Below are 21661 nucleotides of genomic sequence, written 5' to 3' on the forward strand. Positions count from 1 at the left end.
CCACTCTGTTGTCAGGGACCTCTCAGGCGAAATGATCCACCTGCAGTCAGACCGGAACAGGCCGTCATCGGCCGTACATGACGCAGGGGGATAACCACGTGATACGCACAGCGGTGCTCGGCGGAGCGGGCACTCTGATAGCGGGCACGCTCATCGCGGGGGCCGTCGTCGCCCCGTCGGCAGCCGCCGACACCCAGGGCCAGAACACGTCCGCGGCCCGTGGCGCGGCCATCGCCGCCGCCCGCGCCGCGCGCGCCGGCATCACCTGGAAGGACTGTCCCGCCGACTGGGGCCTCGAGGCCCCGATCCAGTGCGGTTGGGTCAAGGTCCCGCTCGACTACACCAAGCCGAACGGCAAGCAGATCCAGATCGCCGTCGACCGCATCGGCAGCACGGGCACCAAGTCCGAGCGCCAGGGCGCCCTCCTCTACAACCCGGGCGGCCCCGGCGGTTCCGGCATGCGCTTCCCGCGCCGGGTCACCACCAAGAACCCGCTGTGGACCAACGTCTCGAAGGCCTACGACTTCGTCGGCTTCGACCCGCGCGGCGTCGGCCACTCGGCCCCGATCTCCTGCATGGACCCGCAGAAGTTCGTGGCCGGCCCGAAGATGGACCCGGTCCCGGACAGCGAGGCCGACAAGCGCAAGCAGCGCAAGCTCGCCGCCGCCTACGCGGACGGCTGCGCCAAGCGCAGCGGCGCCATGCTGCCGCACATGACCACGCCGAACACCGTGCGCGACATCGACGTGATCCGTGCCGCCCTCGGCGAGAAGAAGCTGAACTTCCTCGGCGTCTCCTACGGCACCTACATCGGCGCCGTGTACGCGACGCTGTACCCGACCCACGTGCGCCGCCTGATCGTGGACAGCGTGGTCAACCCCTCGAAGGAGAAGATCTGGTACGAGGCCAACCTCGACCAGGACGTCGCCTTCCAGATGCGCTGGAACGACTGGAAGAAGTGGGTCGCCAAGCACGACGCCACCTTCCACCTGGGCAACACGGCCGCCAAGGTCGAGGCCCAGTGGCTGAAGCTGCGCGCCACCGCCAAGAAGAACCCCATCGGCGGCAAGGTCGGCCCGGCCGAGCTCATCGGCTTCTTCCAGAGCGCCCCGTACTACGACTCGGCGTGGGTCCCCACCGCCCAGGTGTGGAGCGCCTACGTCGGCGGCGACACCCAGGCGCTGGTCGACGCGGCCGCCCCGGACATGACGGACATCGCGGGCAACGCGGCCTCGGAGAACGGCAACGCCGTCTACACGGCCGTCGAGTGCGCGGACGCCAAGTGGCCCACCAGCTGGAAGAAGTGGGACCGCGACAACACCCGGCTGCACAAGGACCACCCGTTCATGACCTGGGCGAACGCCTGGATGAACCTGCCGTGCGCCACCTGGAAGGCCCCGCAGCAGACCCCGGTCGAGGTCCACGCGAAGAAGGGTCTGCCGCCGGTCCTGATCGTCCAGGCCACCCGTGACGCGGCCACCCCGTACGAGGGTGCCGTCGAGCTGCACAAGCGTCTCGCCGGCTCGCGCCTGATCACCGAGAAGGGCGCCGGCTCGCACGGTGTCACCGGCCAGATCAACGCGTGCATCAACACCCGTGTCGAGACCTACCTGCTGACCGGCAAGGTCGACGCCAAGGACGTGGTCTGCGCCCCGCACACCACCCCGGTCCCGACCGCCGCGCACAAGGCCAAGGCCCAGGCCGACGCCCTCGCGGCCGACCTGCCGGTGCTCCCGCAGCGGTAGTCACCGGATCCGCGGTGCACGTGAAGTGACCCGGAAGTGAACCCGGACCCCGGTCCGGGGGAGAAGGCTCAGCGCGTCCTGCGCTGGGCCTTCTTCGCTTCCGCGGCCGCCGCCTGCTCCTCCGCCTTCACGTCCGCCGCGTACCGGTCGACGTACTCCTGGCCTGAGAGCCCGAGGATCGCGTAGACGATCTCGTCGGTGACGGCCCGCAGCACCGCCTTCTGACCCTCCATCCCGGCGTACCGGGAGAAGTCCAGCGGCTCCCCGAAGCGGATCGTGACGCGCTTCAGCTTCGGCACGACCTGGCCCGGCGGCTGGATCTCGAAGGTGCCCACCATCGCGCAGGGGATCACCGGGACCCCGGCCCGCAGGGCCATCGCCGCCACCCCGACCTTGCCCTTGTACAGCCGGCCGTCGTGGGACCGGGTGCCCTCCGGGTAGATCCCGAGCAGCTCGCCCTTGGCGAGTACGCCCAGCCCTTCGCGGATCGCGGCCTGTCCGGCCTCCTTGCCGCTGCGGTCCACCGGGATCTGGCCGGCGCTGCGGAAGAACGCCGCGGTCAGCCGGCCCTTGAGGCCCGGCCCGGTGAAGTACTCGGCCTTCGCGAGGAAGGTGATCCGGCGGGCCAGCACCGCCGGCATCAGGAAGTGGTCCGAAAAGGAGAGGTGGTTGCCGGCGACGATCGCCGGGCCCTCGGCCGGGACGTGTTCGATCCCTTCGATCCGCGGCCGGAACAGCAGCCGCAGCAGCGGCCCCAGGAGCACGTGCTTGAGCAGGTGGTAGAACACGGGCAGACCCCTTCGTCACCGCCGTACGGCTTGCACATCTTGCCAGTTCGCGAGGTGGCTGCGCGGGGTGCGGCCGGGCGGCCGGGGCGGGGTCAGTTGCCGCGGGAGGCGGCCATGCCGATCGTCAGCACGCCGAGCACCACCCAGCCGAACCAGAGCCAGCCGTTGGAGCCCAGCACCACCGAGTAGGCGGAGACCACGACGAGGCCGCCGAGCGTCAGACCGGCCATCGTCTTCACAGATCCGGGCATGAGCGTCCCCTTCTCCCGGCCGTCCGCAGCGGATCGCTCCGCCCGGCCGGCCACCAGGGGGCCATCGTCCCGCCAAGACCGCCGCGGCGCTACTCTCCGCGCCGCGGCCGTCCGCGCCCGGGGGCCCTCGGCTACCCGCGGCTCCGGAGCGAGGCGAGGTACGCGTTGTAGGCCTCCAGCTCCTTGTCGCCGTCGCGGTCTGCGGCCCGGTCGTTGCGCTTCGCCGTCCGCTGCTCCGAGTGGTACCACTGGTAGATCAGCGCGATCAGCACCAGCACGGACGGGATCTCGCTGAACGCCCAGGCGATGCCGCCGGCCCACTGCTGGTCGTCGAGGGCGTCGAGGCCCAGCGAGGCGGGCGGGTTCGCGTACGTGCCGATCATCGGCTCGCTCGCCATCATCAGCGCGATGCCGAAGAACGCGTGGAAGGGCATGCCCGCGAACAGCTCCAGCATCCGCATCACGTAGCCGGGGCGGTGCGGGCCCGGGTCCACGCCCATGATCGGCCAGAAGAAGATCAGGCCGACCGCCAGGAAGTGCACCATCATCCCGATGTGCCCGGGCCGGCTGCCCATCAGGGTGTCGAACAGCGGGGTGAAGTAGAGGGCGTAGAGGCTCGCGATGAACATCGGGATCGTGAACGCCGGATGCGTCACCACCCGCATGTAGCGGCTGTGCAGCAGCGCGAGCAGCAGCTCGCGCGGGCCCTTGCGGCCCCGGCCGGCCGGCGGCAGCGCCCGCAGCGCCAGCGTCATCGGCGCGCCGAGCAGCAGCAGGATCGGCGACAGCATGCTGATGACCATGTGCTGGACCATGTGCACGCTGAACATGACCATGCCGTAGTCGTTCAGCTTGGTGCACATCACCAGGGCGACGCTCAGCACGCCGGCCGTCCACGCGACCGTCCGGCCCCACGACCAGCTGTCGCCGCGGCGGCGCAGCCGCACCACGCCCCAGCCGTACAGGGCCAGCCCGAGCAGGCAGCCGATCAGGAAGAAGGGGTCGGCGGAGAATTCGAGCCCCCGCCCCAGCGTGAACGGCGGCAGGTCCATCTGCATGTCCATGCCGTGCCCGCTGTGATCCATGTGCCTACTCCCTTGACCGTGGTGCCCCACCACAGTAGTGCCGCCCCCGGACGCGGCCGCGTCCGGGGGCGGTCACAAGACAGGGGGAAAGGTCACAAAACGTTCTGCGCCTCGGCGTAGCGGTCGGCGGGCACCGTCTTCAGGCTCTCCACCGCACGTGCCAGCGGGACCATGGTGACGTCGGTGCCGCGCAGCGCCGTCATCATGCCGAACTCGCCGCGGTGCGCGGCCTCCACCGCGTGCCAGCCGAACCGGGTGGCGAGCACCCGGTCGTACGCGGTCGGGGTGCCGCCGCGCTGGACGTGGCCCAGGATGACCGGCCGGGCCTCCTTGCCCAGACGGCGCTCCAGCTCGACGGCCAGCAGGTTGCCGATGCCGGCGAACCGCTCGTGGCCGTAGATGTCCTTGCCGCCGTCCTGGAACTCCATCGTGCCCGGCCGCGGCTTGGCGCCCTCGGCCACCACCACGATCGCGAACCGCTTGCCCGCAGAGAACCGCTCGCCGACCACCCGGGTCAGCTCGTCGATGTCGAAGGGCCGCTCCGGCACCACGATCGCGTGCGCACCGGCCGCCATGCCCGAGTGCAGTGCGATCCAGCCGGTGTGCCGGCCCATCACCTCGACGACCATGACCCGCTGGTGCGACTCGGCGGTCGTCTTCAGCCGGTCCAGGGCCTCGGTGGCGACGCCCACCGCGGTGTCGAAGCCGAAGGTGACGTCGGTGACGGCGATGTCGTTGTCGATCGTCTTCGGCACGCCCACGATCGGCAGCCCGGCCTCGGACAGCAGGTGCGCGGCCTTCAGGGTGCCCTCGCCGCCGATCGGGATGATCGCGTCCAGGCTGAGGTCGGCCACGTGCCCGCGGGCCCGCTCGACGCCGTCGCGCAGATGGGCGGGCTGGACCCGGGAGGAGCCGAGGATGGTGCCGCCGCGGGCCAGGATGCCGGCCACGGCGTCCAGGTCGAGCTTGCGGTAGTCGCACTCCAGGAGGCCCTTCCAGCCGTCCTGGAAGCCGATGACCTCGTCGCCGTGATCGACGACGGCGCGGTGCACGACCGAGCGGATGACGGCATTGAGGCCGGGGCAGTCGCCGCCGGAAGTGAGCACACCAATGCGCATGGCAGAAACCTTTGCAACGTGGGCCGACGACCGGACCACGTCGTCCGGTTGGAACTGATGGTCAGCCTACAAGCGCACAGGGCATGGACTGAACCATCCTCCACATGCTGGGCGCATCGATTGTGTGAACGCTCAATCCCCGTTTCGGGGCTCATTTGAGCGACGCAGTGGCGAAGCAGCAAAGCCGCCGGCCCGGTCCCCGTGGCGGGGTCCGGGCCGGCGGCGGTGTCGGTCGCGCGGAGGCGGCTATGCGGGCTGGGTGGCCGCCGCGATGCGCTCGGCGCGCAGCGCCTCGTACCAGCGGTCGTCCACCGGCGGCAGCGCGTTCACGTCGAGGGCCAGCTTCAGCAGCAGGTCCGCGATGAGCGGGTTGCGCGCCATCACGGGGCCGTGCATGTACGTGCCGAACACGGTCTCGTTGTACGCGCCTTCGGTGCCGTCGCCGGTGCCGTTGCCGCGGCCGAGCCGCACCCGGGCGAACGGCTTGGCCGTCGGGCCCAGTTGCGTGACGCCCTGGTGGTTCTCGAAGCCGGTCAGCTGCGGCAGGCCGAGCTGCGGGTCGATGTCCGCGAGGACGTCGCCGACGCAGCGCTCGCCGGTGCCGCGCACCGTCTCGACGTCGAGCAGGCCGAGGCCCGGCTCGCGCTCGCCGAGGTCGTTGATGAAGGCGTGGCCGAGGATCTGGTAGCCGGCGCACACCGAGAAGACGATCGCCCCGTTGGACACCGCCCGCTCCAGGCCGCCGTCCCGGCGCAGCCGCTCCGCGGCCAGCCGCTGCGGCCGGTCCTCGCCGCCGCCGATCAGGTAGATGTCGCCCGACGTGGGGATCGGCTGGTCGCTGCGCACGTCCACGCGCTGCACGTCCAGGCCGCGCAGGCGCGCCCGGCGCTCCACGACCAGCGCGTTGCCCTGGTCTCCGTACGTGCTGAGCAGGTCCGGGTAGACCCACACCAGACGCAGGCTGCTCTCGCTCATTCGCTTTTCGTCCTTATCCGGATGGTCCGGTTCGTCCGGTGGTGGGTCAGTTGCCGACGCGGCGGCGCACGTCCTGGAACGCCGTGTAGTTGGCGATCAGCTCGATCTGGCCGGGCGGCGCCAGCTGCACGGCCTCGTCCAGCGTCTCGCAGACCCGGAAGTCCAGGCCGGCGACCTCCAGGCGGACGGCCAGGTCGAGACGGCGGTCGCCGATCACGAAGATCGGGTGGCCGGCCAGCCGCGGGTAGTCCACGTCCCACAGCCAGGAGGTGTCGGTGCCGTCCGCGCCGCGCGCGTTCACCGAAAGGATCACCGGCGCGGGCGCCGGATCGATGAGGGAAAACGTTTCGAGCCACCCCGCCGGGTTCTTCGCGAGGAGCAGGCGCAGCTCCCGGTTCTGGAAGTTCACCACGTCGTAGCGGCCCGCGACGGCCTGCACCTGGTACATGCGCTCCAGGGCGACCTGCGGGGGCACCCCGAAGACCGCGGCGACGGCCGCCGAGGTGGCGGCGTTCGCCTTGTTGGCGCGGCCGGGCAGCTGGAGGTGGATCGGCCAGGCCGAGCCGTGCGGGTCCAGGACGTGGTCCCCGCTGAGCACCCAGCTCGGAGTGGGGCGGCGGAAGCCGCACTCGCCGCAGAACCAGTCGTCGCCGGGGCGCTGCATGACGCCGCCGCACGCCGGGCAGGACCAGGCGTCGTCCTTCCACTCCTGGCCGGCCGCCACCCACACGACGTTCTGCGAGGAGGACGCCGACCACACGATCAGCGGGTCGTCGCAGTTCGCGATGATCACGGCCTTGGAGCCGGCCAGGCCCTCGCGCCACTTCTCGGCGAGCATCCGGGTCTCGGCCGCGCGGTCCAGCTGGTCGCGGGAGAGGTTGAGCAGCGCGATGGCCTTCGGGGTGACGTCGCGGGCCACGCCCGCGAGGTACTTCTCGTCGACCTCGATGACGCCGTACCTGGCGTCCGAGCCGCCGGCCAGTGCCGAGGTGATGCCCGCGGGCATGTTCGCGCCGAGCGCGTTCGAGACCACCGGACCGCTGGCCCGCAGGGCCTCCGCGATCAGCCGGGTCGTCGTCGTCTTGCCGTTCGTCGCCGACACCAGGACGACGTCAAGGTGCTGTGCCAACCGTCCCAGCAGATCGGGGTCGAGCTTGAGCGCGACCTTGCCCCCGATCACCGATCCGCTTCCGCGCCCCGCGGCCCGCGACACCGCCGCCGCGGCCTTGCCCGCCGTCACGGCCAGCTTGGCGCGCGGCGAAAGCGGCTCCGTGTTGCCTGCCATCGTCCTTGTTCCTCCTTGCGTCGGTCCGGGTCAGCCTATCCAGAACCGGTCAGAGCCCTGACCGCGGCGCTGCTGAGAGCCTCGGACATCCTCATATATTCGCCCGACGTACCCTTACCGCCATGCGACAGCGCGTCATCCCCGGCAGTTCCGGTCTCGTCCGCACCATGACCCTGCTGGGGGACCCGGTGCTCCGTTCCGCTTGTGCGGAGGTCACCGACTTCGGTCCCGGCCTCAAGCGTCTCGTGGAGGACATGTTCGCCACCATGTACGCCGCCGAGGGCGTGGGCCTGGCCGCCAACCAGATCGGGGTCGCCCAGCGGGTGTTCGTCTACGACTGCCCCGACGACGAGGACGTCCGGCACGTCGGGCACGTGGTGAACCCGCGCCTGGTCGAAGCCGACGGAATCGAGGTCCTCGGCCCCGAGGGCTGCCTGTCCCTGCCCGGCCTGGAGGCCGGCACGGTGCGCCACGACCGGGCGGTCGTCGAGGGCGTGACGGTGGACGGCGAGCCGGTGCGGATCACCGGCACCGGTTTCTTCGCCCGCTGCCTCCAGCACGAGTGCGACCACCTCGACGGCACCGTCTACGCGGACCGGGTCACCGGCCTGCGGTCCCGGCGGCTGCAGCGGCAGATCCGCAAGGCGCCCTGGCACCGGACGCCCGGGCAGCTGCCCGGCTGAGCCGCCGGGCCGCGATCCGGCGGCGCGGCCGCGCGGGGCGGCCGCGCGGGGCGCCGCCGGGTCGGTTCAGAACCCCGGGCCGTCGGCCCGGTTGCCGGCCGTGGCCAGCCGGCCCCACAGCAGGTCGGCGAGCGCGGTGACCAGCCTCTCCCGGTCGCACGGGCGCTCCCCGAGCCACCAGTCGCCGGCCGCGTGCATCATGCCGACGATGCCGTGGCCCCACACCCGCGCCAGCTCGCTGCCGCCCGGGCCGAGGTCGACCCGCTCGGCGATCACCTGGGCCAGCTCCTCGCCGAGCCGGCGCAGCAGCGGCGCCGAGTGCAGCCCCACCTCGAAGCCGCGCTCCGAGGAGTGCGGGTCCTCGGCCGGGTGCATGAGGAACCGGTACACCTGCGGCCGGGCCTCGATGGCCGCGAGGTAGGTGTCGAGGGTCACTTCCACCCGGCGGCGCCGTTCGGCCGGGGCGTCCAGCGCCGCCCGCAGCGAGTCGAGCAGCGCGTCGGTGTGGCGTACCGCCAGGGCGTGGTAGAGGCCGGCCTTGTCGCCGAAGTGCCGGTAGAGGATCGGTTTGGTGATCCCCGCCTCGGCCGCGATGGCGTTCATGGAGGCCTGGGGCCCGTCCCGGAGGACGACCCGGTCCGCGGCTTCGAGCAGCTCCCGGCGCCGTCGTTCGGCGGTTGCCTGGTGGCCGTCCTGGCGGCCGTCGTGCTGCGTGTGCTCCATGAGGCTTCTTCTCCCCGCCCGTGCGATTGCGTGACGCCCACGCAACGTAACACCCCGCACCTCAGGGCGATCGGACCGGCAGTGACGTTGACATCGCTTACTGGCGGGTAACAGACTGGGCCGCATACTGGGGTTACTGTAGGTAACGCATGCGGCAGACGCACTATCTGGAGGGGACATGGCGGAGTTCACCATGGAACTCAACGAGGACCAGAAGCAGGTCCGCGACTGGATCCACGGCTTCGCCGCCGACGTGATCCGGCCCGCGGCGGCCGAATGGGACGAGCGCGAAGAGACGCCGTGGCCCGTGATCCAGGAGGCCGCGAAGGTCGGCATCTACTCCCTCGACTTCTACGCCCAGCAGTTCTTCGACCCCACCGGCCTCGGCATCCCGATGGCGATGGAGGAGCTGTTCTGGGGCGACGCGGGCATCGCCCTGTCGATCGTCGGCACCGGTCTGGCCGCCATCGGCGTGGTCGCCAACGGCACCGAGGAGCAGATCGGCACCTGGATCCCGCAGATGTACGGCACCCCCGACGACGTCAAGGTCGCCGCCTTCTGCTCCTCCGAGCCCGACGCCGGCTCCGACGTCGGCTCGATGCGCACCCGTGCCGTCTACGACCAGGCCAAGGACGAGTGGGTGCTCAACGGCACCAAGACCTGGGCGACCAACGGCGGCATCGCCAACGTCCACATCGTCGTGGCGGTCGTCGACCCGGAGCTCGGCACCAAGGGGCACGCGTCCTTCATCGTGCCGCCGAACACGCCCGGGCTCAGTCAGGGCCAGAAGTTCAAGAAGCACGGCATCCGGGCCTCGCACACCGCCGAGGTGGTGCTGGAGGACGTACGGATCCCCGGGTCCTGCCTGCTCGGCGGCAAGGACAAGCTCGACGAGCGGCTGGCGCGGACCCGGGAGCGGGCCAAGACCGGCGGCGAGCGGGTGAAGAACGCCGCGATGGCCACCTTCGAGGCCTCGCGGCCGGCCGTGGGCGCCATGGCGGTCGGCACGGCGCGGGCCGCCTACGAGGTCGCGCTGGACTACGCGAAGACCCGGACCCAGTTCGGCCGTCCGATCATCGACAACCAGGGCGTGGCCTTCCAGCTCGCGGACATGCGGACGCAGATCGACGCGGCGCGGCTGCTGGTGTGGCGGGCGTCCTGGATGGCGGTCGCGGGCAAGCCGTTCACCTCCGCCGAGGGGTCGATGTCGAAGCTCTTCGCCAGCGAGACGGCCAAGAAGGTCACCGCGCAGGCGGTGCAGATCCTCGGCGGCAACGGCTTCACCCGGGAGTACCCGGTGGAGCGCATGCACCGGGACAGCGCGATCTACACGATCTTCGAGGGGACCAGCGAGATCCAGCGCCTGGTGATCGCGCGGACGCTGTCGGGGATGCCGATCCGCTGACCCGTCCCGCCCGCCCGGCCGGAGCCCGCCCGGGACCGCCCGGGACCGGGCGGGCCGGCATGCCCGCGGTCCGCGCCCGGGGCCGGTCCTGCGCATCAGGCCCCGGGCCGCCGGTCCGTCCGCAGCAGCCCGCTCACCACCCTGCCGAACACCAGGCGCCCCACCGGCGCCAGCAGGCCGTCCAGCCGCCGCGGGAGCCCGCGCAGGTGCAGCTCCTCCTGCCACAGCACCTCGCAGCCGGGCCCGCCGGCGGGCGCCGCGCGGACCTCGATCTCGGCCCAGCCCGTCACTGCCCGCCCCCGCTTCTCCAGCCGGCACCGTCCCGCCGTCCCGCCCGCGGGCGGGTGCCAGAGCGTCACCTCCATCGGATCGTCGAAGCGGCAGCGGCCGATCCCGGTGACCGCGGTGAACCTGGTGCCGACGCCCACCGGGGGCGGGGTCAGCAGGACGGTGCGCGTCAGCGGAACCCGCGCGCCGTGCCGCTCCCAGTCGGTCACCCGCCGCCATGCGTCGATGACGGACAGCGGACTGGCGTGCACGAATCGGATAAAGGCCACCCACGGAGGGTAAATCCTCTTCCCGGTCCTTGAGATGGAGCAAGAAAACGGGTTCCGCCGGCGGGGCGTGATCAGTAATACTTCCCGCCACCGTGGATGGCGGCTCGCCGCAACGACCACCCGGCCTTGCGCCTCCACAGAGCGAGGAGGTGCGCCATGTTGTGTACTCACCAGCCGCCCTGCCCACCTGCCGACAGCGCCGACCGCGACGCCGCCCGCACCGTGGCCTTCCACCCGGAACAGGGGTGGAGCCTGCTGTGCAACGGCGTGGTGCTCTTCGACGACACCGGGGAACTGCTCCCGGACGGCAGCTCGGTCGAGTCCCGCCGACCGGTCGCAGTCTGAGCCAAGGAGGTCCGATGCGTCAGACGCAGATCCGCAAGCCCGTTCCGAAGCCCGCCCCGCGCGACCTGGACCTGCGCACCCCGTCGGGCAGACCGCTCCCGTACTGACAGGTACGGGAGCGAAAACCGACCCCCGGGCCGAACGCACAGCGGCCCGGGGGGTCACATCGGTGCCGGCGGCGCCGCCACGCCGCTCAGGAAGGCCTGCTCGAACGCCGCGTCGCCGATCGCGGCCCGGGCCTGCCGCTCGCCGGCGTCCCGCACGGCCTCCAGCGAGGGCGAGCCCATCTGCGGCCTGCCCACGGTCCGCCACACCACGTGCCCGGCGCCCAGCAGCCGGGCCGCCAGCACCCCGTCGCCCTGCGCCGCGACCGCCGCGGCCAGCAGGTCCAGCCCGATCGCGATGCCGAAGCTGTCGTGCAGCAGCCGCTTGCCCGAGAGCATGGCGCGCACGTGCCGGCCCGCCTCGCCGGGCCGCCCCGACCGCAGGGCGATCAGCGCCAGCACGTAGTCCGCGTACGCCCGCAGCCACCGCTCGCCCAGCCCGGTGCACGCCGCCAGCAGCCCGGCGGCCTCCGCCGTCGCCTCCTCGTACCGCTCCAGTACGCAGTACGCGTACGCGGCCGAGAGCCGGGTCAGCAGGGCGCCGGCCCCGTCGGGATCGCCGCCCCGGGCGATGACCGGAGCGCGGGCCGCCGGATCCGCCAGCTCCAGGGCCCGCTCCGGATCGCCCGGCATCAGGATGCACACCGAGACCAGGTAGGCGACCCGCAGCTCCAGCTCGGGGTCACCGAGTGCCCGGGCCTGCGCCGCGGCCTCCTGCCCGCGGGCCAGCCCGGCCGTCATGTCGCCCTGGAGCATCGCGGCCAGCCCGAGGGCCCACAGCGCCCGGGCCCGGGCGGGAGACGGCTCCGGGTCCGTGGCCGCCAGCGCCCGCTCCAGGAAGGAACGGCCCTCGCGCAGGTGCCCGCAGCAGAACCAGAAGAACCACAGCGTGCCCGCCATCTCCAGGGCCGCCGCCGGGTCGGTGCCCAGCAGGTGTTCCAGGGCGGCCCGCAGCTCGCTGTGGTCGCTGCTGATCCGCCGGTACCAGTCGATCTGCTCCGGCCCCATCCAGCCCTCGGCCGCCTGCCCGGCCATCGCGGCGAACCAGTGCGCGTGCCGGTCGGCGCAGCGCCGCTCTTCGCCGAGCTCCACCAGCCAGGTGCGGCCGTACTCGCGGATGGTGTCGAGCATCCGGTACCGCTCCCCGGCGCCCGCCACGGTGCGGCGCACCACGGACTTCCCGGCGAGCCCGGCGAGCACCCGCGGCACCTCGGCCGCGCTCAGCGGGCCGCCGGCGCACACGGCCCGGGCGGCGGCCGGGGTGAAGTCGCCGGCGAACACCGACAGGCGCGCCCACAGCAGCCGCTCCAGCGGCTCGCACAGCTCGTGGCTCCAGCCGATCGCGGTCCGCAGGGTCTGGTGCCGGGGCAGCTGCGCGGTGCGGTTGTCGGAGAGGAACTCGAAGCGGGTGCCCAGCCGTTCGGCGACCTGCTCCAGCGTCCACAGCCGCAGCCGCGCGCCGGCGAGCTCCAGGGCCAGCGGGATGCCGTCGAGGCGCCGGCACACATCGGCCGCGGTGGCCGCGCGCCGGGGGTCGGTGAAGGCGGCGGCCGCCTGCGGGCCCGCGGCCACCGCCCGGTCCCGGAACAGGGCGAGGGCGTCGCTGTCGGCCCCTTCGGCGGGCAGCGGCTGCACCTCGGTGACCCATTCGCCGTGGCAGCCCAGCGGCTGGCGGCTGGTGGCCACGACGGTCAGTCCGGGCGCGGACTGGAGGAGTTCGGCGACGAGGTGGCGGCAGTCGTCGACGAGGTGCTCGCAGGTGTCGAGCACCAGCAGCATGTCCTTGTCGGCGACCCATGCGCACAGCTCCTCGTCCGAGGAGAGCAGGGACTGCTCGGCCAGCCCCAGAGTGTGGGCGACGGTGGCGGTCAGCAGGGCGGGGTCGCGCAGCGGCGACAGCTCCACCCACCAGGCGCCGTCCGGGTAGCCGCGGGAGGCGCGGCGGGCGGCCCGCAGGGCGAGGCGGGACTTGCCCACGCCGCCCACGCCGGTCAGGGTGACCAGCCGCCGGTCCCGGAGAAGCCGGTGCAGACGGTCCAGTTCGGTGCCGCGTCCCACAAAGCTTGCCGTCTCCGACGGCAGATTCCCCAACACGGCGACAGATTCTGTCCCACCCGACGGCCCGAGGCCGCCCTCGTGATCATTGTTGACCGAATGATCACCAAGGGGCGGGGCTCTTGCGGCTACGGACCTGCGAGTGTGACCGAACGCTCAACGGAGAATGATCCCCAGGAGCCGTCGGGGAGCCGGGCGCGCAGTTTGAGGCGCCACACCGTGCCGTCGGGTTCGGCGACCGTGAGCCGGTAGGACGCGCGGCCCGCCGGGACCGCGCCCCGGCCCCACTGGACGACCGTGGCCGCCCGGCCGTTGACGTACAGCTCGTACTCCGTGACCGGCCTGCCGGTGTCCGGGGCGTACCAGGACAGCGCCACCGCGCCCGGTGCGGCCTCGGCGCGGAAGTCCGCCGGCACCGTGGACCTTCCGTCGTCCGCGCCGGGCGGGGTCGTGACGTCGGCGGCCGGGCTGTCGGGGGAGGAGTTGTCGGCACGGTCCCGGGCCCGGACGGTGAACGTGTAGGCGGTGTCCGGGCGCAGGCCCGTGAGCCGGGTGCGGGTGGTCCGGCCGTCCACGGTGTGGATGCGGACGCCGCCCTGGTAGACGTCGTACGCGCTCACGCCGGTGTCGTCGGTGCCGGCCCGCCACTCCAGCACGGCCGTCCGCGGTCCGTCGGGGCGCCCGGTCAGCCGGGCCGGGGCGCCGGGCGGGCGGTGGTCGTCGGGGGTGGCGGCCGGGGTGGTCACGCGCGCCTCCGCGCTGCGCGGCGAGAGGTTGCCGGAGGCGTCCTTCGCGCGGACCGAGAAGCCGTACGCGGTCAGCGGGGCGAGGCCGGTGATGTCCACCATCCGCTTGCCGGCGGGGAGTTCGCGGACCAGGGCGGCGCCGCGGAACACCTGGTAGCCGGTCACGCCGTCGGCGGGGTCGGCGTCCTCCCACATCACGTGGACGGAGCCGGAGCTGCCCGCCTGGGCGGTCAGTCCGGCCGGTGCGGGCGGGCTCTGGGTGTCGGGCGCCGTCCCGGCGCAGCCCGCCAGCAGGGCGCCGAGGCCGCAGACGAGGACGGCCGTTCCCACAGGGCGTCGCACGGCCCTCCCCACGCTCTCGGTCAAAGGTCTAGACATATATGGCACGGCATCCGGCCGGTCATCAAGACGCGTGCGCCAAGGCGCGCAGAGTGTCCGTACTCGGTGCGCGGTGGCCGGACTGTGTCGGTCCATGCTCTTTGCGTACTGTTTAATTGCGAGCGAGTCGCAATTACTTTTGATCAGCAGGCAAGACGAGCAGTACAGAGGTGTGCACAGCATGACGGCCCGCACGGCACGGGGACTCGCCGCAACCACCATGGCCGCCGCCCTCATCGCGAGCGCGGCCGCCTGCTCCCGGCCCGCCGGCGGCAGCGCCGCAGCGGGGTCCCCCGACTCCGTCGTCGTCGGCATCGCCAACGAACCGGAGACCCTCAGCCCGCTGCTCGGCTACGGCAAGGACGGCAACTCCAAGATCTTCGACGGGCTGCTCACCCACGACTCCGCGATGCGGCTGCGCCCCGCGCTCGCCGTCGCGCTCCCCGAAGTCACCGCCGACCGCCTCACGTACACCTACAGCCTGCGCAAGGGCGTCCGCTTCAGCGACGGCGCGCCCTTCACCGCCCGGGACGTCGTCTTCACCTACCGCACGATCCTGGACCCGAAGACGAACAACCCGGCGCGCAGCGAACTCGACGCCGTCCGGTCCGTCCGGGCCGAGGGCGACGACCGCGTGGTGTTCACGCTCAAGTACCCCTACGCTCCGTTCGCCGAGCGGACCGTCCTGCCGATCGCCCCCGAGCACATAGCCGGCCGCCAGGACGTCAACAGCGGCGAGTTCACCACCCGCCCCATCGGCACCGGCCCCTACGTCCTGACCACCTGGTCCAAGGGCGAGAAGCTCGCCTTCAAGGCCAACCCCGGCTACTGGGGCGGCGCCCCCACCGTGAAGAAGTTCACGATGGCCGTCATCAAGGACGACGACGTGCGCGCCACCCGGCTGCGGTCCGGCGAACTCGACGGCGCGATCCTGCCGCCCGGCCTCGCCAAGGGCTTCGCCCACGACAAGGGCCGCACCACCCTCGCCGCGACCTCCTTCGACCACCGCAGCGTCACCCTCCCCACCCACCACCCGGTGACCGGCGACCCGGCCGTCCGCCGCGCCCTCGACCTCGCCGTGGACCGCAAGGCCATGGTCGACAAGCTCCTCGACGGCGCCGGCAAGCCCGCCTACGGCCCGGTCCCCACCGACAGCCCCTGGTTCGCCGAGGGCACCGAACGCGCCCACGACCCCGGACGGGCCCGCCGCCTCCTCGACGCCGCCGGCTGGCTTCCCGGCCCCGACGGCATCCGCACCAGGAACGGCGTCCGCGCCGCCTTCCCGCTCTGGTACACCTCCGGCGACAAGCTCCGCCAGGACCACGCGCTCGCCTACGCCTCCGACGCCAAGAAGGCGGGCATCGAGATCACCACCCAGGCCGGCACCTGGGAGGTCATCGAGCCCCGCATGAAGACCGACGCCGTCCTCGCGGGCGGCGGCTCACCCGCCGACCCCGACTTCGACCAGTACCAGCTGCTCATGTCCACCCTCGGCGGCGACGGCTTCAACAACATGGCCCGCTACGACAACCCGGCCGTCGACCGGGCCCTCGAACAGGGCCGCCGCAGCGGCGACCCCGCCGCCCGCAAGGCCGCGTACGACACCGTCCAGCGCGAGCTGGTGAAGGACCCCGGCTACACCTTCCTCACCCACATCGACCACCTCTACGTCCTGGGCGACCGCTGGGCGGACCTCACCACCCAGGTCGAGCCCCACGACCACGGCCTCGGCTCCGGCCCCTGGTGGAACGTCGAGAAGTGGCAGCCCCGGCGGTGAGCCGCCGCCCGCTGCCCTGGGGGCCGATGGCCCGCATGGCCGGGCGGCGGGCCCTGTTCGCCGTCCCCGTCCTGCTCGCCGTCACCTTCGGGGTCTTCGCCGCCGCCGCGCTCTCCCCGTTCGACCCCGTCCGCGCCTACGCCGGCACCGCCGGGCTGACCGCCTCCCAGGAGAACCTCGACCAGATCCGCGCCAACCTCGGCGCGGACCGGCCCGTCACCGCCCTCTGGTGGGACTGGCTCACCTCGGCCGCCACCGGCGACTTCGGCGCCTCCGCCGTCATGCGCCGGCCCGTCGCCGACGTGATCGCCGAACGCCTCGGCTGGTCCGTGCTGCTGGCCGGCACCGCGTTCGTCATCGCCGTGCTGCTCGGCACCGTCCTCGGCGTGCTCGCCGCCCGCCGCCCCGGCGGCCTCGTCGACCGCACCGCCACCGCGGCCGCGTACACCCTGGAAGCCGCCCCCGCCTTCTGGCTCGGCCTGCTGGCCGTCTGGTTCTTCGCCGTCCACCTCGGCGTACTGCCCGCCGGCGGACTCACCGACCCCGGCGCCGACGCGGTCACCGCGGGCCAGGTCGCCCGGCACCTGGTCCTGCCCGCCGGTGTCCTCGCCCTCACCCAGCTGCCCTGGTTCCACCTCTACGCCCGCCAGGGCGTGGCCGACGCCCTGGCCGAGGACCCCGTCCGCGGGGCCCGGGCCCGCGGCCTGCGCGAACGCACCGTGCTGTGCGGCCACGCCCTGCGCTCCGGCATGCTCCCGATGCTCACCCTGATCGGCTCCCGGATCCCCGAAGTGATCACCGGCGCACTGCTGGTCGAGACCGTGTTCAGCTGGCCCGGCATCGCCGCCGCCACCGTCGAGGCCGCCACCTCCGTCGACTTCCCGCTGCTCGCCGCCCTCACCACGCTCGCCACCGCGGCCGTCCTCGCCGGCAACCTCCTCGCCGACCTGCTGTACGGACTGGCCGACCCGAGGGCGGGCTTCGATGGCTGAGCCCGCGACCCCACCGGAAGCCGCCCCCGTCTGGCGCACCCGCCCCGGCCGGACCGCCGGCGCCGCAGGCACCCGCACCCTGCGCGTGCGCCTCTCCGCCGCCCTGGTCCTCGCGACGGTCCTCGCCGTGCTGCTCGTCCCCGCGCTCGTCCCCCTCGACCGGCAGGCCGTCGACCTCGCGTCGAAACTCCTGCCGCCCTCCTGGGACCACCCCTTCGGCACCGACGAAGTCGGCCGAGACCTGCTGCTGCGCTCCGTCCACGGGCTGCGGGTCTCGCTCCTCGTCGGCGTGGTCGCCGCCCTCGTCGCCACCGTCGCCGGCACCGCCGTCGGCGCGGCCGCGGGCGCCCTCGGCGGCTGGACCGACCGGCTCCTGATGCGGCTCGTCGACACCTTCTCCGCCGTGCCGCACCTGCTGCTGGGCGTCCTCGTCGTGGCCCTGTTCCGGCCCGGAGTCTGGCCCGTCGTCGTGTCCGTCGCCCTCACCCACTGGCTCTCCACGGCCCGGATCGTGCGCGCCGAGATGCTCTCCCTGCGCAGCCGCCCCTTCGTGGACGCCGCCCTGTCCGGCGGCGCCTCCCGGTTCCGGATCACCCTGCGCCACCTGGTGCCCGGGGTCCTCCCGCAGGCCGGACTCGCCGCCGTACTGATGATCCCGCACGCCATGTGGCACGAGTCCGCGCTGTCCTTCCTCGGCCTCGGCCTGCCCGCCCACGAAGCCAGCCTCGGCACCCTGGTGCAGAACGCCCGCGGTCCGCTGCTCGCCGGCGCCTGGTGGCCCACCCTCTTCCCCGGCCTCCTCCTCATCGTCCCCACCCTCGCCCTCGCCGGACTGGCCGCCGCCTGGCGCGACCGCCTCAGCCCGCGCACCCGCTCGGAGCTGATGCTGTGACCACCGGCCCCCGGACCCCCGGCCCCCGGACCCCCGGCACGCAGCCTCCCGGCACGCAGGCCGCCGCCCGGCCCGTGCTGCGCGTGCACGGGCTCTCCGTACGCTTCGCCCTGCGCGGCGGCCGGTACGTCGAAGCCGTCATCGACGCCGGCTTCGAACTGGCCGCCGGAGAATGCCTGGTCCTCGTGGGCGAGAGCGGCTGCGGCAAGTCCGTCCTCGCCTCCGCCCTCCTCGGCCTGCTGCCCGGCAACGCCCAGACCGCCGGCACCGCCCTCCTCGACGACGGCCTCGACCTGCTCGCCGCCGACGAACGCACCCTCGCCCGCACCGTCCGCGGCCGGCGCATCGGACTGGTCCCGCAGAGCCCCGCCGCCCACCTCACCCCGGTCCGCACCGTCCGCTCCCAGCTGGAGGAAGCCGTACGGGAACTGACCGGCGCCCCCCGCGCCGGACGGCGGGCCGCCGCCGAAGCGGCCGCCGCCCGCGCCGCGTTCCCCACCGGCCACCTCGACCGCCACCCGCACGAACTGTCCGGCGGCCTCGCCCAGCGAGCCGCCACCGCCCTCGCCCTCGTCGGCGACGCACCCCTGCTGCTCGCCGACGAGCCCACCACCGGCCTCGACCGCGACCTCGTGCACCGCACCGCCGACGAACTCCGCGCCCACACCCGCGACGGCCGGTCCCTCCTGATGATCACCCACGACCTCGCGGCCGCCGCCCGGATCGCCGACACCGTCGCCGTCATGTACGCCGGCCGCATCGTCGAACTCGCCCCCGCCGCACGGTTCTTCGGCGCACCCGGCCCCCGGCACCCGTATGCACGCGGGCTCCTCGCGGCCCTGCCGGAACGCGAGTTCACCCCGCTGCCCGGCAACCCGCCCGCGCTCTCCGCCCTCCCGCCCGGCTGCGCCTTCGCGGCCCGCTGCCCCGCGGCCGGCCCGGCCTGCGCCGAACGTCCCGCGTTCACGGGCGGACTCGCCTGCCACCACCCCGCCGTACCGGAGCCCGCACGTGCTTGAACTCCGCTCGATCACCGCCGGCCACGGCCGCGGCACCCCCGCCGTACGGGACGTCTCCCTCACCCTCGAACCCGGTACGTCCACCGGCCTGCTCGGCCCCAGCGGCTGCGGCAAGTCCACCCTCGCCCGCGTCGCCGCCCTGCTGCACCGCCCCGACCGCGGCACCCTCGTCCTCGACGGAACCCCCGTCACCCGCTGGCGCCACCGGGCCCCGCGCGAGCAGCGCACCGCCGTCGGCGTGGTCTTCCAGCAGCCGCGGCTCGCCGCCGACCCCCGGCTGCCCCTGCACGACCTGATCGCCGAACCGCTGCGCGCCTGCGGCCGCCGCCCCGAGGTCCGCACCCGCGTCCCCGAACTCGCCGGACGCGTCGGCCTCGGCGCCGACCTGCTCGGCCGGCGGCCCCACGAGGTCAGCGACGGACAGCTGCAACGCGCCTGCCTCGCCCGGGCACTGGTGCTCCGGCCGCGCTGGCTGGTGTGCGACGAGATGACCGCCATGCTCGACGCCTCCACCGCCGCCGCCCTCGTCGGCGTGGTCGAGGAGTACCGCGCGGACACCGGCGCCGGACTGCTCGCCGTCGGCCACGACCCGGTGCTCCTGGAGCGCTGGTGCGACCGGACCGTCCACTGGTCCGAACTCGCCGGCCGAACCCCGTAGGGCCGGTCCGGCGGACCGGGGCCGGGCCCGCCGACCCGCCGTCACCCACGGTCAACCACCCGGACGGCCCACACGTCATTACCCGGAAGGATCTTCCGCTGCACCAGGATGGCGGACCGATGCCGCAGCGGAGGACCCCACGGACACCCCGTGACGACGCTCCCGCCCGCACGGGCCGGACCCTGCGGCGCAGGAGGTTCCGATGGCGATTTCCATCTCCCTGGTACTGCTGCTCCTCATCCTCGCGGTGATCTTCGTGCGCAGCGGCGGGCTCAAGGTCTCGCACGCCGTCGTCTGCCTGCTGCTCGGCTTCTGCCTGGCCGGCAGCAGTATCGCGGAGACGATCCACCACGGCCTCGCCACCACCGCGGACGTGGTCGGCACCCTCAAACCCTGAGCCACTGTTGCGCGTTCGTGAATCATCCCCCGCCGATATGGACTCCTCAGGCAACGAGTTCTAGCGTCTGGCCCGGCGCGATCACGTATCCGAGGAGGACCCACAGGATGTTCCGCAGAACGCTGAACTGCGCGGTGGCCCCGGCCCTCGCCGCAGCAGCGGCGCTGTACGGGATCGGCCCGGCGCACGCCGAGGAGATACCCAAGGCCCCCGGCCACCGGCTCGTGAGCCAGTACGAGGGCGCCCCCGCGACGGCCGCCCCGCTGCCCGGGCAGGCCCCGCCCCAGCACCCGTACCTCGCCCCCAACGGCCGCAGCGGCATGCACGCCGACGCGGCCGGCAGCGCCACGTATCCCTGGTCAGGGCCGCTGGGCAAGGACCCGGAGGTACGCAGCGAGAAGATCGCCGCGCTCGGCGGCGAGTGCGCCACCGCCACCTTCGACTCCGGCGGCCGGCTGGTGACGGTGTGCGGCACCTTCGCAGGTTTCAAGGTCAAGCTGCTCGATCCCCGCACCCTCGACACGCTCGCGGAGCACCCGCTCCCGCAGCGCTCCTCGACCGTCGAGGCGATCACCACGCTCGACTTCTCGAAGATCTTCAAGGACACCTCGGGCGGTGCGTACTTCTACCTGGACGACCAGGACCGCGCGGTCCTCGCCGACTCGCGCCAGCACATCCTGCGCCTCGGGCACGCGCAGAACCCCGACGGCAGCTGGAAGTTCACCGTCGAGGACGACTGGGACCTCACCCCGCAGGTCCCGCACGACTGCGTGAGCTGGACCAACCTGTGGCCGAGCGGCAGCTGCGACCCGGTCACCTCGGTGATGCCCGACTGGGACGGCCGGATCTGGTGGGTCACCCGCCAGGGCCGGGTCGGCACGGTGGACCCGGGGACGGGCACGGTGCGGTCGGTGCGGCTGGCGGGGGAGGAGATCCAGAACTCCTTCTCGGTGGCCGAGGACGGCGTGTCCATCGTCTCCGACCACGCCCTCTACAGCTTCCGCGCGGCCGCCGACGGCACCCCGCAGGTGCAGTGGCGGGAGGTGTACGACCGGGGCACCGGCGCCAAGCCCGGTTCGGTGAACCAGGGTTCGGGCACCACTCCCGACCTCTTCGGCCGGGGCGACGACTACGTGGCGATCACCGACAACGCGGACGACCGCATGAACGTCCTCGTCTACCGGCGGGGGACGGACGTGCCGGCGGACCGACGGCTGGTCTGCAAGGTGCCGGTCTTCGGCAGCGGTGCCTCGACCACCGACAACTCCCTGATCAGCTGGGGGAACAGTCTCGTCGTGGAGAACAACTACGGCTACGAGAACGTCACCACGCTGCTGCTCGGCAAGTCGGTGGTGGGCGGGGTGACGCGCATCGACGTCCGGCCGGACGGCAGCGGCTGCGACACGGTCTGGGAGAGCGCGGTCCGCTCGCCCTCCACCGTGCCGAAGCTGTCCACCGGCAACGGGCTCCTCTACTTCTACGAGAAGCAGCCCCACTCCTGGGGCATCGACGCCTGGTACCTGACCGCCGTGGACTTCCGCACCGGTGAGCGCCGCTGGCGGCAGCTGACCGGCACCGGGCCGGCGTACGACAACAACTGGGCGCCCATCACGCTCGGGCCGGACGGGACCGCGTACGTCGGCGTCTTCAACGGGATCGTGGCGGTGCGCGACCGCTGAGCGC

21 protein-coding genes are annotated in these 21661 nt (G+C 73.1%); 11 read left to right on the forward strand and 10 right to left on the reverse strand.

Annotated features, from left to right (window positions below; genetic code table 11):
- Positions 1–98 precede the first annotated feature (98 nt).
- Complete coding sequence (locus tag LG634_RS25790) at positions 99–1745, forward strand: alpha/beta hydrolase (RefSeq protein ID WP_226736808.1); 1647 nt, start codon at positions 99–101, stop codon at positions 1743–1745.
- Between the two features lie 68 nt (positions 1746–1813).
- On the opposite strand, the gene LG634_RS25795 is transcribed toward LG634_RS25790, so the two are convergent.
- The 6 genes from LG634_RS25795 to LG634_RS25820 all read right to left on the reverse strand — a co-directional run bounded on the left by LG634_RS25795 (position 1814) and on the right by LG634_RS25820 (position 7247).
- Positions 1814–2533, reverse strand: a complete 720-nt coding sequence (locus LG634_RS25795) for a lysophospholipid acyltransferase family protein (RefSeq protein ID WP_226736810.1) — start codon at positions 2531–2533, stop codon at positions 1814–1816.
- A 92-nt stretch (positions 2534–2625) separates the two neighbouring features.
- The gene (locus tag LG634_RS25800; protein ID WP_226736811.1) at positions 2626–2784 is read right to left on the reverse strand and encodes a hypothetical protein; all 159 of its coding nucleotides are present in this window, start codon (positions 2782–2784) and stop codon (positions 2626–2628) included.
- A gap of 131 nt (positions 2785–2915) precedes the next feature.
- On the reverse strand, positions 2916–3869 hold the full coding sequence (locus LG634_RS25805; protein WP_226736813.1) for a cytochrome c oxidase assembly protein: 954 nt from the start codon (positions 3867–3869) through the stop codon (positions 2916–2918).
- Positions 3870–3961: 92 nt separating this feature from the next.
- Positions 3962–4987: a 6-phosphofructokinase gene (locus LG634_RS25810; RefSeq protein ID WP_226736815.1), complete on the reverse strand. Its 1026-nt coding sequence runs from the start codon at positions 4985–4987 to the stop codon at positions 3962–3964.
- Positions 4988–5233: 246 nt separating this feature from the next.
- Positions 5234–5962, reverse strand: coding sequence for a type 1 glutamine amidotransferase (locus tag LG634_RS25815; RefSeq protein ID WP_226736817.1), 729 nt, complete (start codon positions 5960–5962; stop codon positions 5234–5236).
- A gap of 46 nt (positions 5963–6008) precedes the next feature.
- Complete coding sequence (locus LG634_RS25820) at positions 6009–7247, reverse strand: MurT ligase domain-containing protein (protein ID WP_226736819.1); 1239 nt, start codon at positions 7245–7247, stop codon at positions 6009–6011.
- A 122-nt stretch (positions 7248–7369) separates the two neighbouring features.
- Here LG634_RS25820 and def point away from each other — a divergent pair, with 122 nt between their 5' ends.
- Positions 7370–7930 carry a peptide deformylase gene (def, locus tag LG634_RS25825; RefSeq protein WP_226736821.1) on the forward strand — a complete coding sequence of 187 codons (561 nt, stop codon included), beginning with the start codon at positions 7370–7372 and terminating at the stop codon, positions 7928–7930.
- A gap of 66 nt (positions 7931–7996) precedes the next feature.
- Here the strand turns inward: def and LG634_RS25830 are convergent, their stop codons facing one another.
- Positions 7997–8653 (reverse strand): TetR/AcrR family transcriptional regulator, encoded by a 657-nt coding sequence (locus LG634_RS25830; RefSeq protein ID WP_226736823.1) that lies wholly within the window; start codon positions 8651–8653, stop codon positions 7997–7999.
- A gap of 178 nt (positions 8654–8831) precedes the next feature.
- On the opposite strand from LG634_RS25830, the gene LG634_RS25835 reads away from it, so the two are divergent.
- A complete protein-coding gene (locus LG634_RS25835) occupies positions 8832–10058 on the forward strand; it encodes an acyl-CoA dehydrogenase family protein (protein WP_226736825.1) in 1227 nt (408 codons plus the stop codon).
- Positions 10059–10153: 95 nt separating this feature from the next.
- On the opposite strand, the gene LG634_RS25840 is transcribed toward LG634_RS25835, so the two are convergent.
- Positions 10154–10615: an SRPBCC family protein gene (locus tag LG634_RS25840; RefSeq protein ID WP_226736827.1), complete on the reverse strand. Its 462-nt coding sequence runs from the start codon at positions 10613–10615 to the stop codon at positions 10154–10156.
- 159 nt (positions 10616–10774) lie between these two features.
- Here LG634_RS25840 and LG634_RS25845 point away from each other — a divergent pair, with 159 nt between their 5' ends.
- Positions 10775–10960: a DUF5999 family protein gene (locus LG634_RS25845; protein ID WP_226736880.1), complete on the forward strand. Its 186-nt coding sequence runs from the start codon at positions 10775–10777 to the stop codon at positions 10958–10960.
- A gap of 161 nt (positions 10961–11121) precedes the next feature.
- On the opposite strand, the gene LG634_RS25850 is transcribed toward LG634_RS25845, so the two are convergent.
- Together LG634_RS25850 and LG634_RS25855 are read right to left on the reverse strand one after the other, a co-directional pair.
- Positions 11122–13158 (reverse strand): ATP-binding protein, encoded by a 2037-nt coding sequence (locus tag LG634_RS25850; RefSeq protein ID WP_372482492.1) that lies wholly within the window; start codon positions 13156–13158, stop codon positions 11122–11124.
- A gap of 89 nt (positions 13159–13247) precedes the next feature.
- Positions 13248–14207, reverse strand: a complete 960-nt coding sequence (locus tag LG634_RS25855) for a fibronectin type III domain-containing protein (RefSeq protein WP_226736831.1) — start codon at positions 14205–14207, stop codon at positions 13248–13250.
- 217 nt (positions 14208–14424) lie between these two features.
- Here LG634_RS25855 and LG634_RS25860 point away from each other — a divergent pair, with 217 nt between their 5' ends.
- From LG634_RS25860 to LG634_RS25890, 7 genes are all read left to right on the forward strand, one after another.
- Positions 14425–16020 carry an ABC transporter substrate-binding protein gene (locus tag LG634_RS25860; RefSeq protein ID WP_226736882.1) on the forward strand — a complete coding sequence of 532 codons (1596 nt, stop codon included), beginning with the start codon at positions 14425–14427 and terminating at the stop codon, positions 16018–16020.
- A gap of 26 nt (positions 16021–16046) precedes the next feature.
- Positions 16047–17012, forward strand: coding sequence for an ABC transporter permease (locus LG634_RS25865; RefSeq protein ID WP_226736884.1), 966 nt, complete (start codon positions 16047–16049; stop codon positions 17010–17012).
- Entirely contained in the window at positions 17005–17904 is a 900-nt protein-coding gene (locus LG634_RS25870) for an ABC transporter permease (protein ID WP_226736833.1), read from the forward strand. Before LG634_RS25865 ends, LG634_RS25870 begins: the two co-directional genes overlap by 8 nt.
- Positions 17901–18923 carry an ABC transporter ATP-binding protein gene (locus LG634_RS25875; protein WP_372482493.1) on the forward strand — a complete coding sequence of 341 codons (1023 nt, stop codon included), beginning with the start codon at positions 17901–17903 and terminating at the stop codon, positions 18921–18923. The genes LG634_RS25870 and LG634_RS25875 overlap by 4 nt, the downstream gene beginning before the upstream one ends.
- Positions 18916–19581, forward strand: a complete 666-nt coding sequence (locus LG634_RS25880) for an ABC transporter ATP-binding protein (RefSeq protein ID WP_226736835.1) — start codon at positions 18916–18918, stop codon at positions 19579–19581. Before LG634_RS25875 ends, LG634_RS25880 begins: the two co-directional genes overlap by 8 nt.
- A gap of 202 nt (positions 19582–19783) precedes the next feature.
- Entirely contained in the window at positions 19784–19978 is a 195-nt protein-coding gene (locus LG634_RS25885) for a hypothetical protein (RefSeq protein WP_226736837.1), read from the forward strand.
- A 107-nt stretch (positions 19979–20085) separates the two neighbouring features.
- Complete coding sequence (locus LG634_RS25890; protein WP_226736839.1) at positions 20086–21657, forward strand: hypothetical protein; 1572 nt, start codon at positions 20086–20088, stop codon at positions 21655–21657.
- Positions 21658–21661: the final 4 nt, after the last annotated feature.

Origin of the sequence: Streptomyces bambusae (assembly GCF_020532645.1) — a bacterium.
Taxonomy (GTDB): Bacteria; Actinomycetota; Actinomycetes; order Streptomycetales; family Streptomycetaceae; genus Streptomyces; species Streptomyces bambusae.

Bases quoted from the DNA above. Each gene is read 5' to 3' on its own strand.
- LG634_RS25800 (WP_226736811.1), bottom strand. From the start codon at position 2,784: ATGCCCGGATCTGTGAAGACGATGGCCGGTCTGACGCTCGGCGGCCTC.
- LG634_RS25805 (WP_226736813.1), bottom strand. From the start codon at position 3,869: ATGGATCACAGCGGGCACGGCATGGACATGCAGATGGACCTGCCGCCG.
- LG634_RS25810 (WP_226736815.1), bottom strand. From the start codon at position 4,987: ATGCGCATTGGTGTGCTCACTTCCGGCGGCGACTGCCCCGGCCTCAAT.
- LG634_RS25815 (WP_226736817.1), bottom strand. From the start codon at position 5,962: ATGAGCGAGAGCAGCCTGCGTCTGGTGTGGGTCTACCCGGACCTGCTC.
- LG634_RS25820 (WP_226736819.1), bottom strand. From the start codon at position 7,247: ATGGCAGGCAACACGGAGCCGCTTTCGCCGCGCGCCAAGCTGGCCGTG.
- def (WP_226736821.1), top strand. From the start codon at position 7,370: ATGCGACAGCGCGTCATCCCCGGCAGTTCCGGTCTCGTCCGCACCATG.
- LG634_RS25830 (WP_226736823.1), bottom strand. From the start codon at position 8,653: ATGGAGCACACGCAGCACGACGGCCGCCAGGACGGCCACCAGGCAACC.
- LG634_RS25835 (WP_226736825.1), top strand. From the start codon at position 8,832: ATGGCGGAGTTCACCATGGAACTCAACGAGGACCAGAAGCAGGTCCGC.
- LG634_RS25860 (WP_226736882.1), top strand. From the start codon at position 14,425: ATGACGGCCCGCACGGCACGGGGACTCGCCGCAACCACCATGGCCGCC.
- LG634_RS25865 (WP_226736884.1), top strand. From the start codon at position 16,047: ATGGCCCGCATGGCCGGGCGGCGGGCCCTGTTCGCCGTCCCCGTCCTG.
- LG634_RS25870 (WP_226736833.1), top strand. From the start codon at position 17,005: ATGGCTGAGCCCGCGACCCCACCGGAAGCCGCCCCCGTCTGGCGCACC.
- LG634_RS25885 (WP_226736837.1), top strand. From the start codon at position 19,784: ATGGCGATTTCCATCTCCCTGGTACTGCTGCTCCTCATCCTCGCGGTG.
- LG634_RS25890 (WP_226736839.1), top strand. From the start codon at position 20,086: ATGTTCCGCAGAACGCTGAACTGCGCGGTGGCCCCGGCCCTCGCCGCA.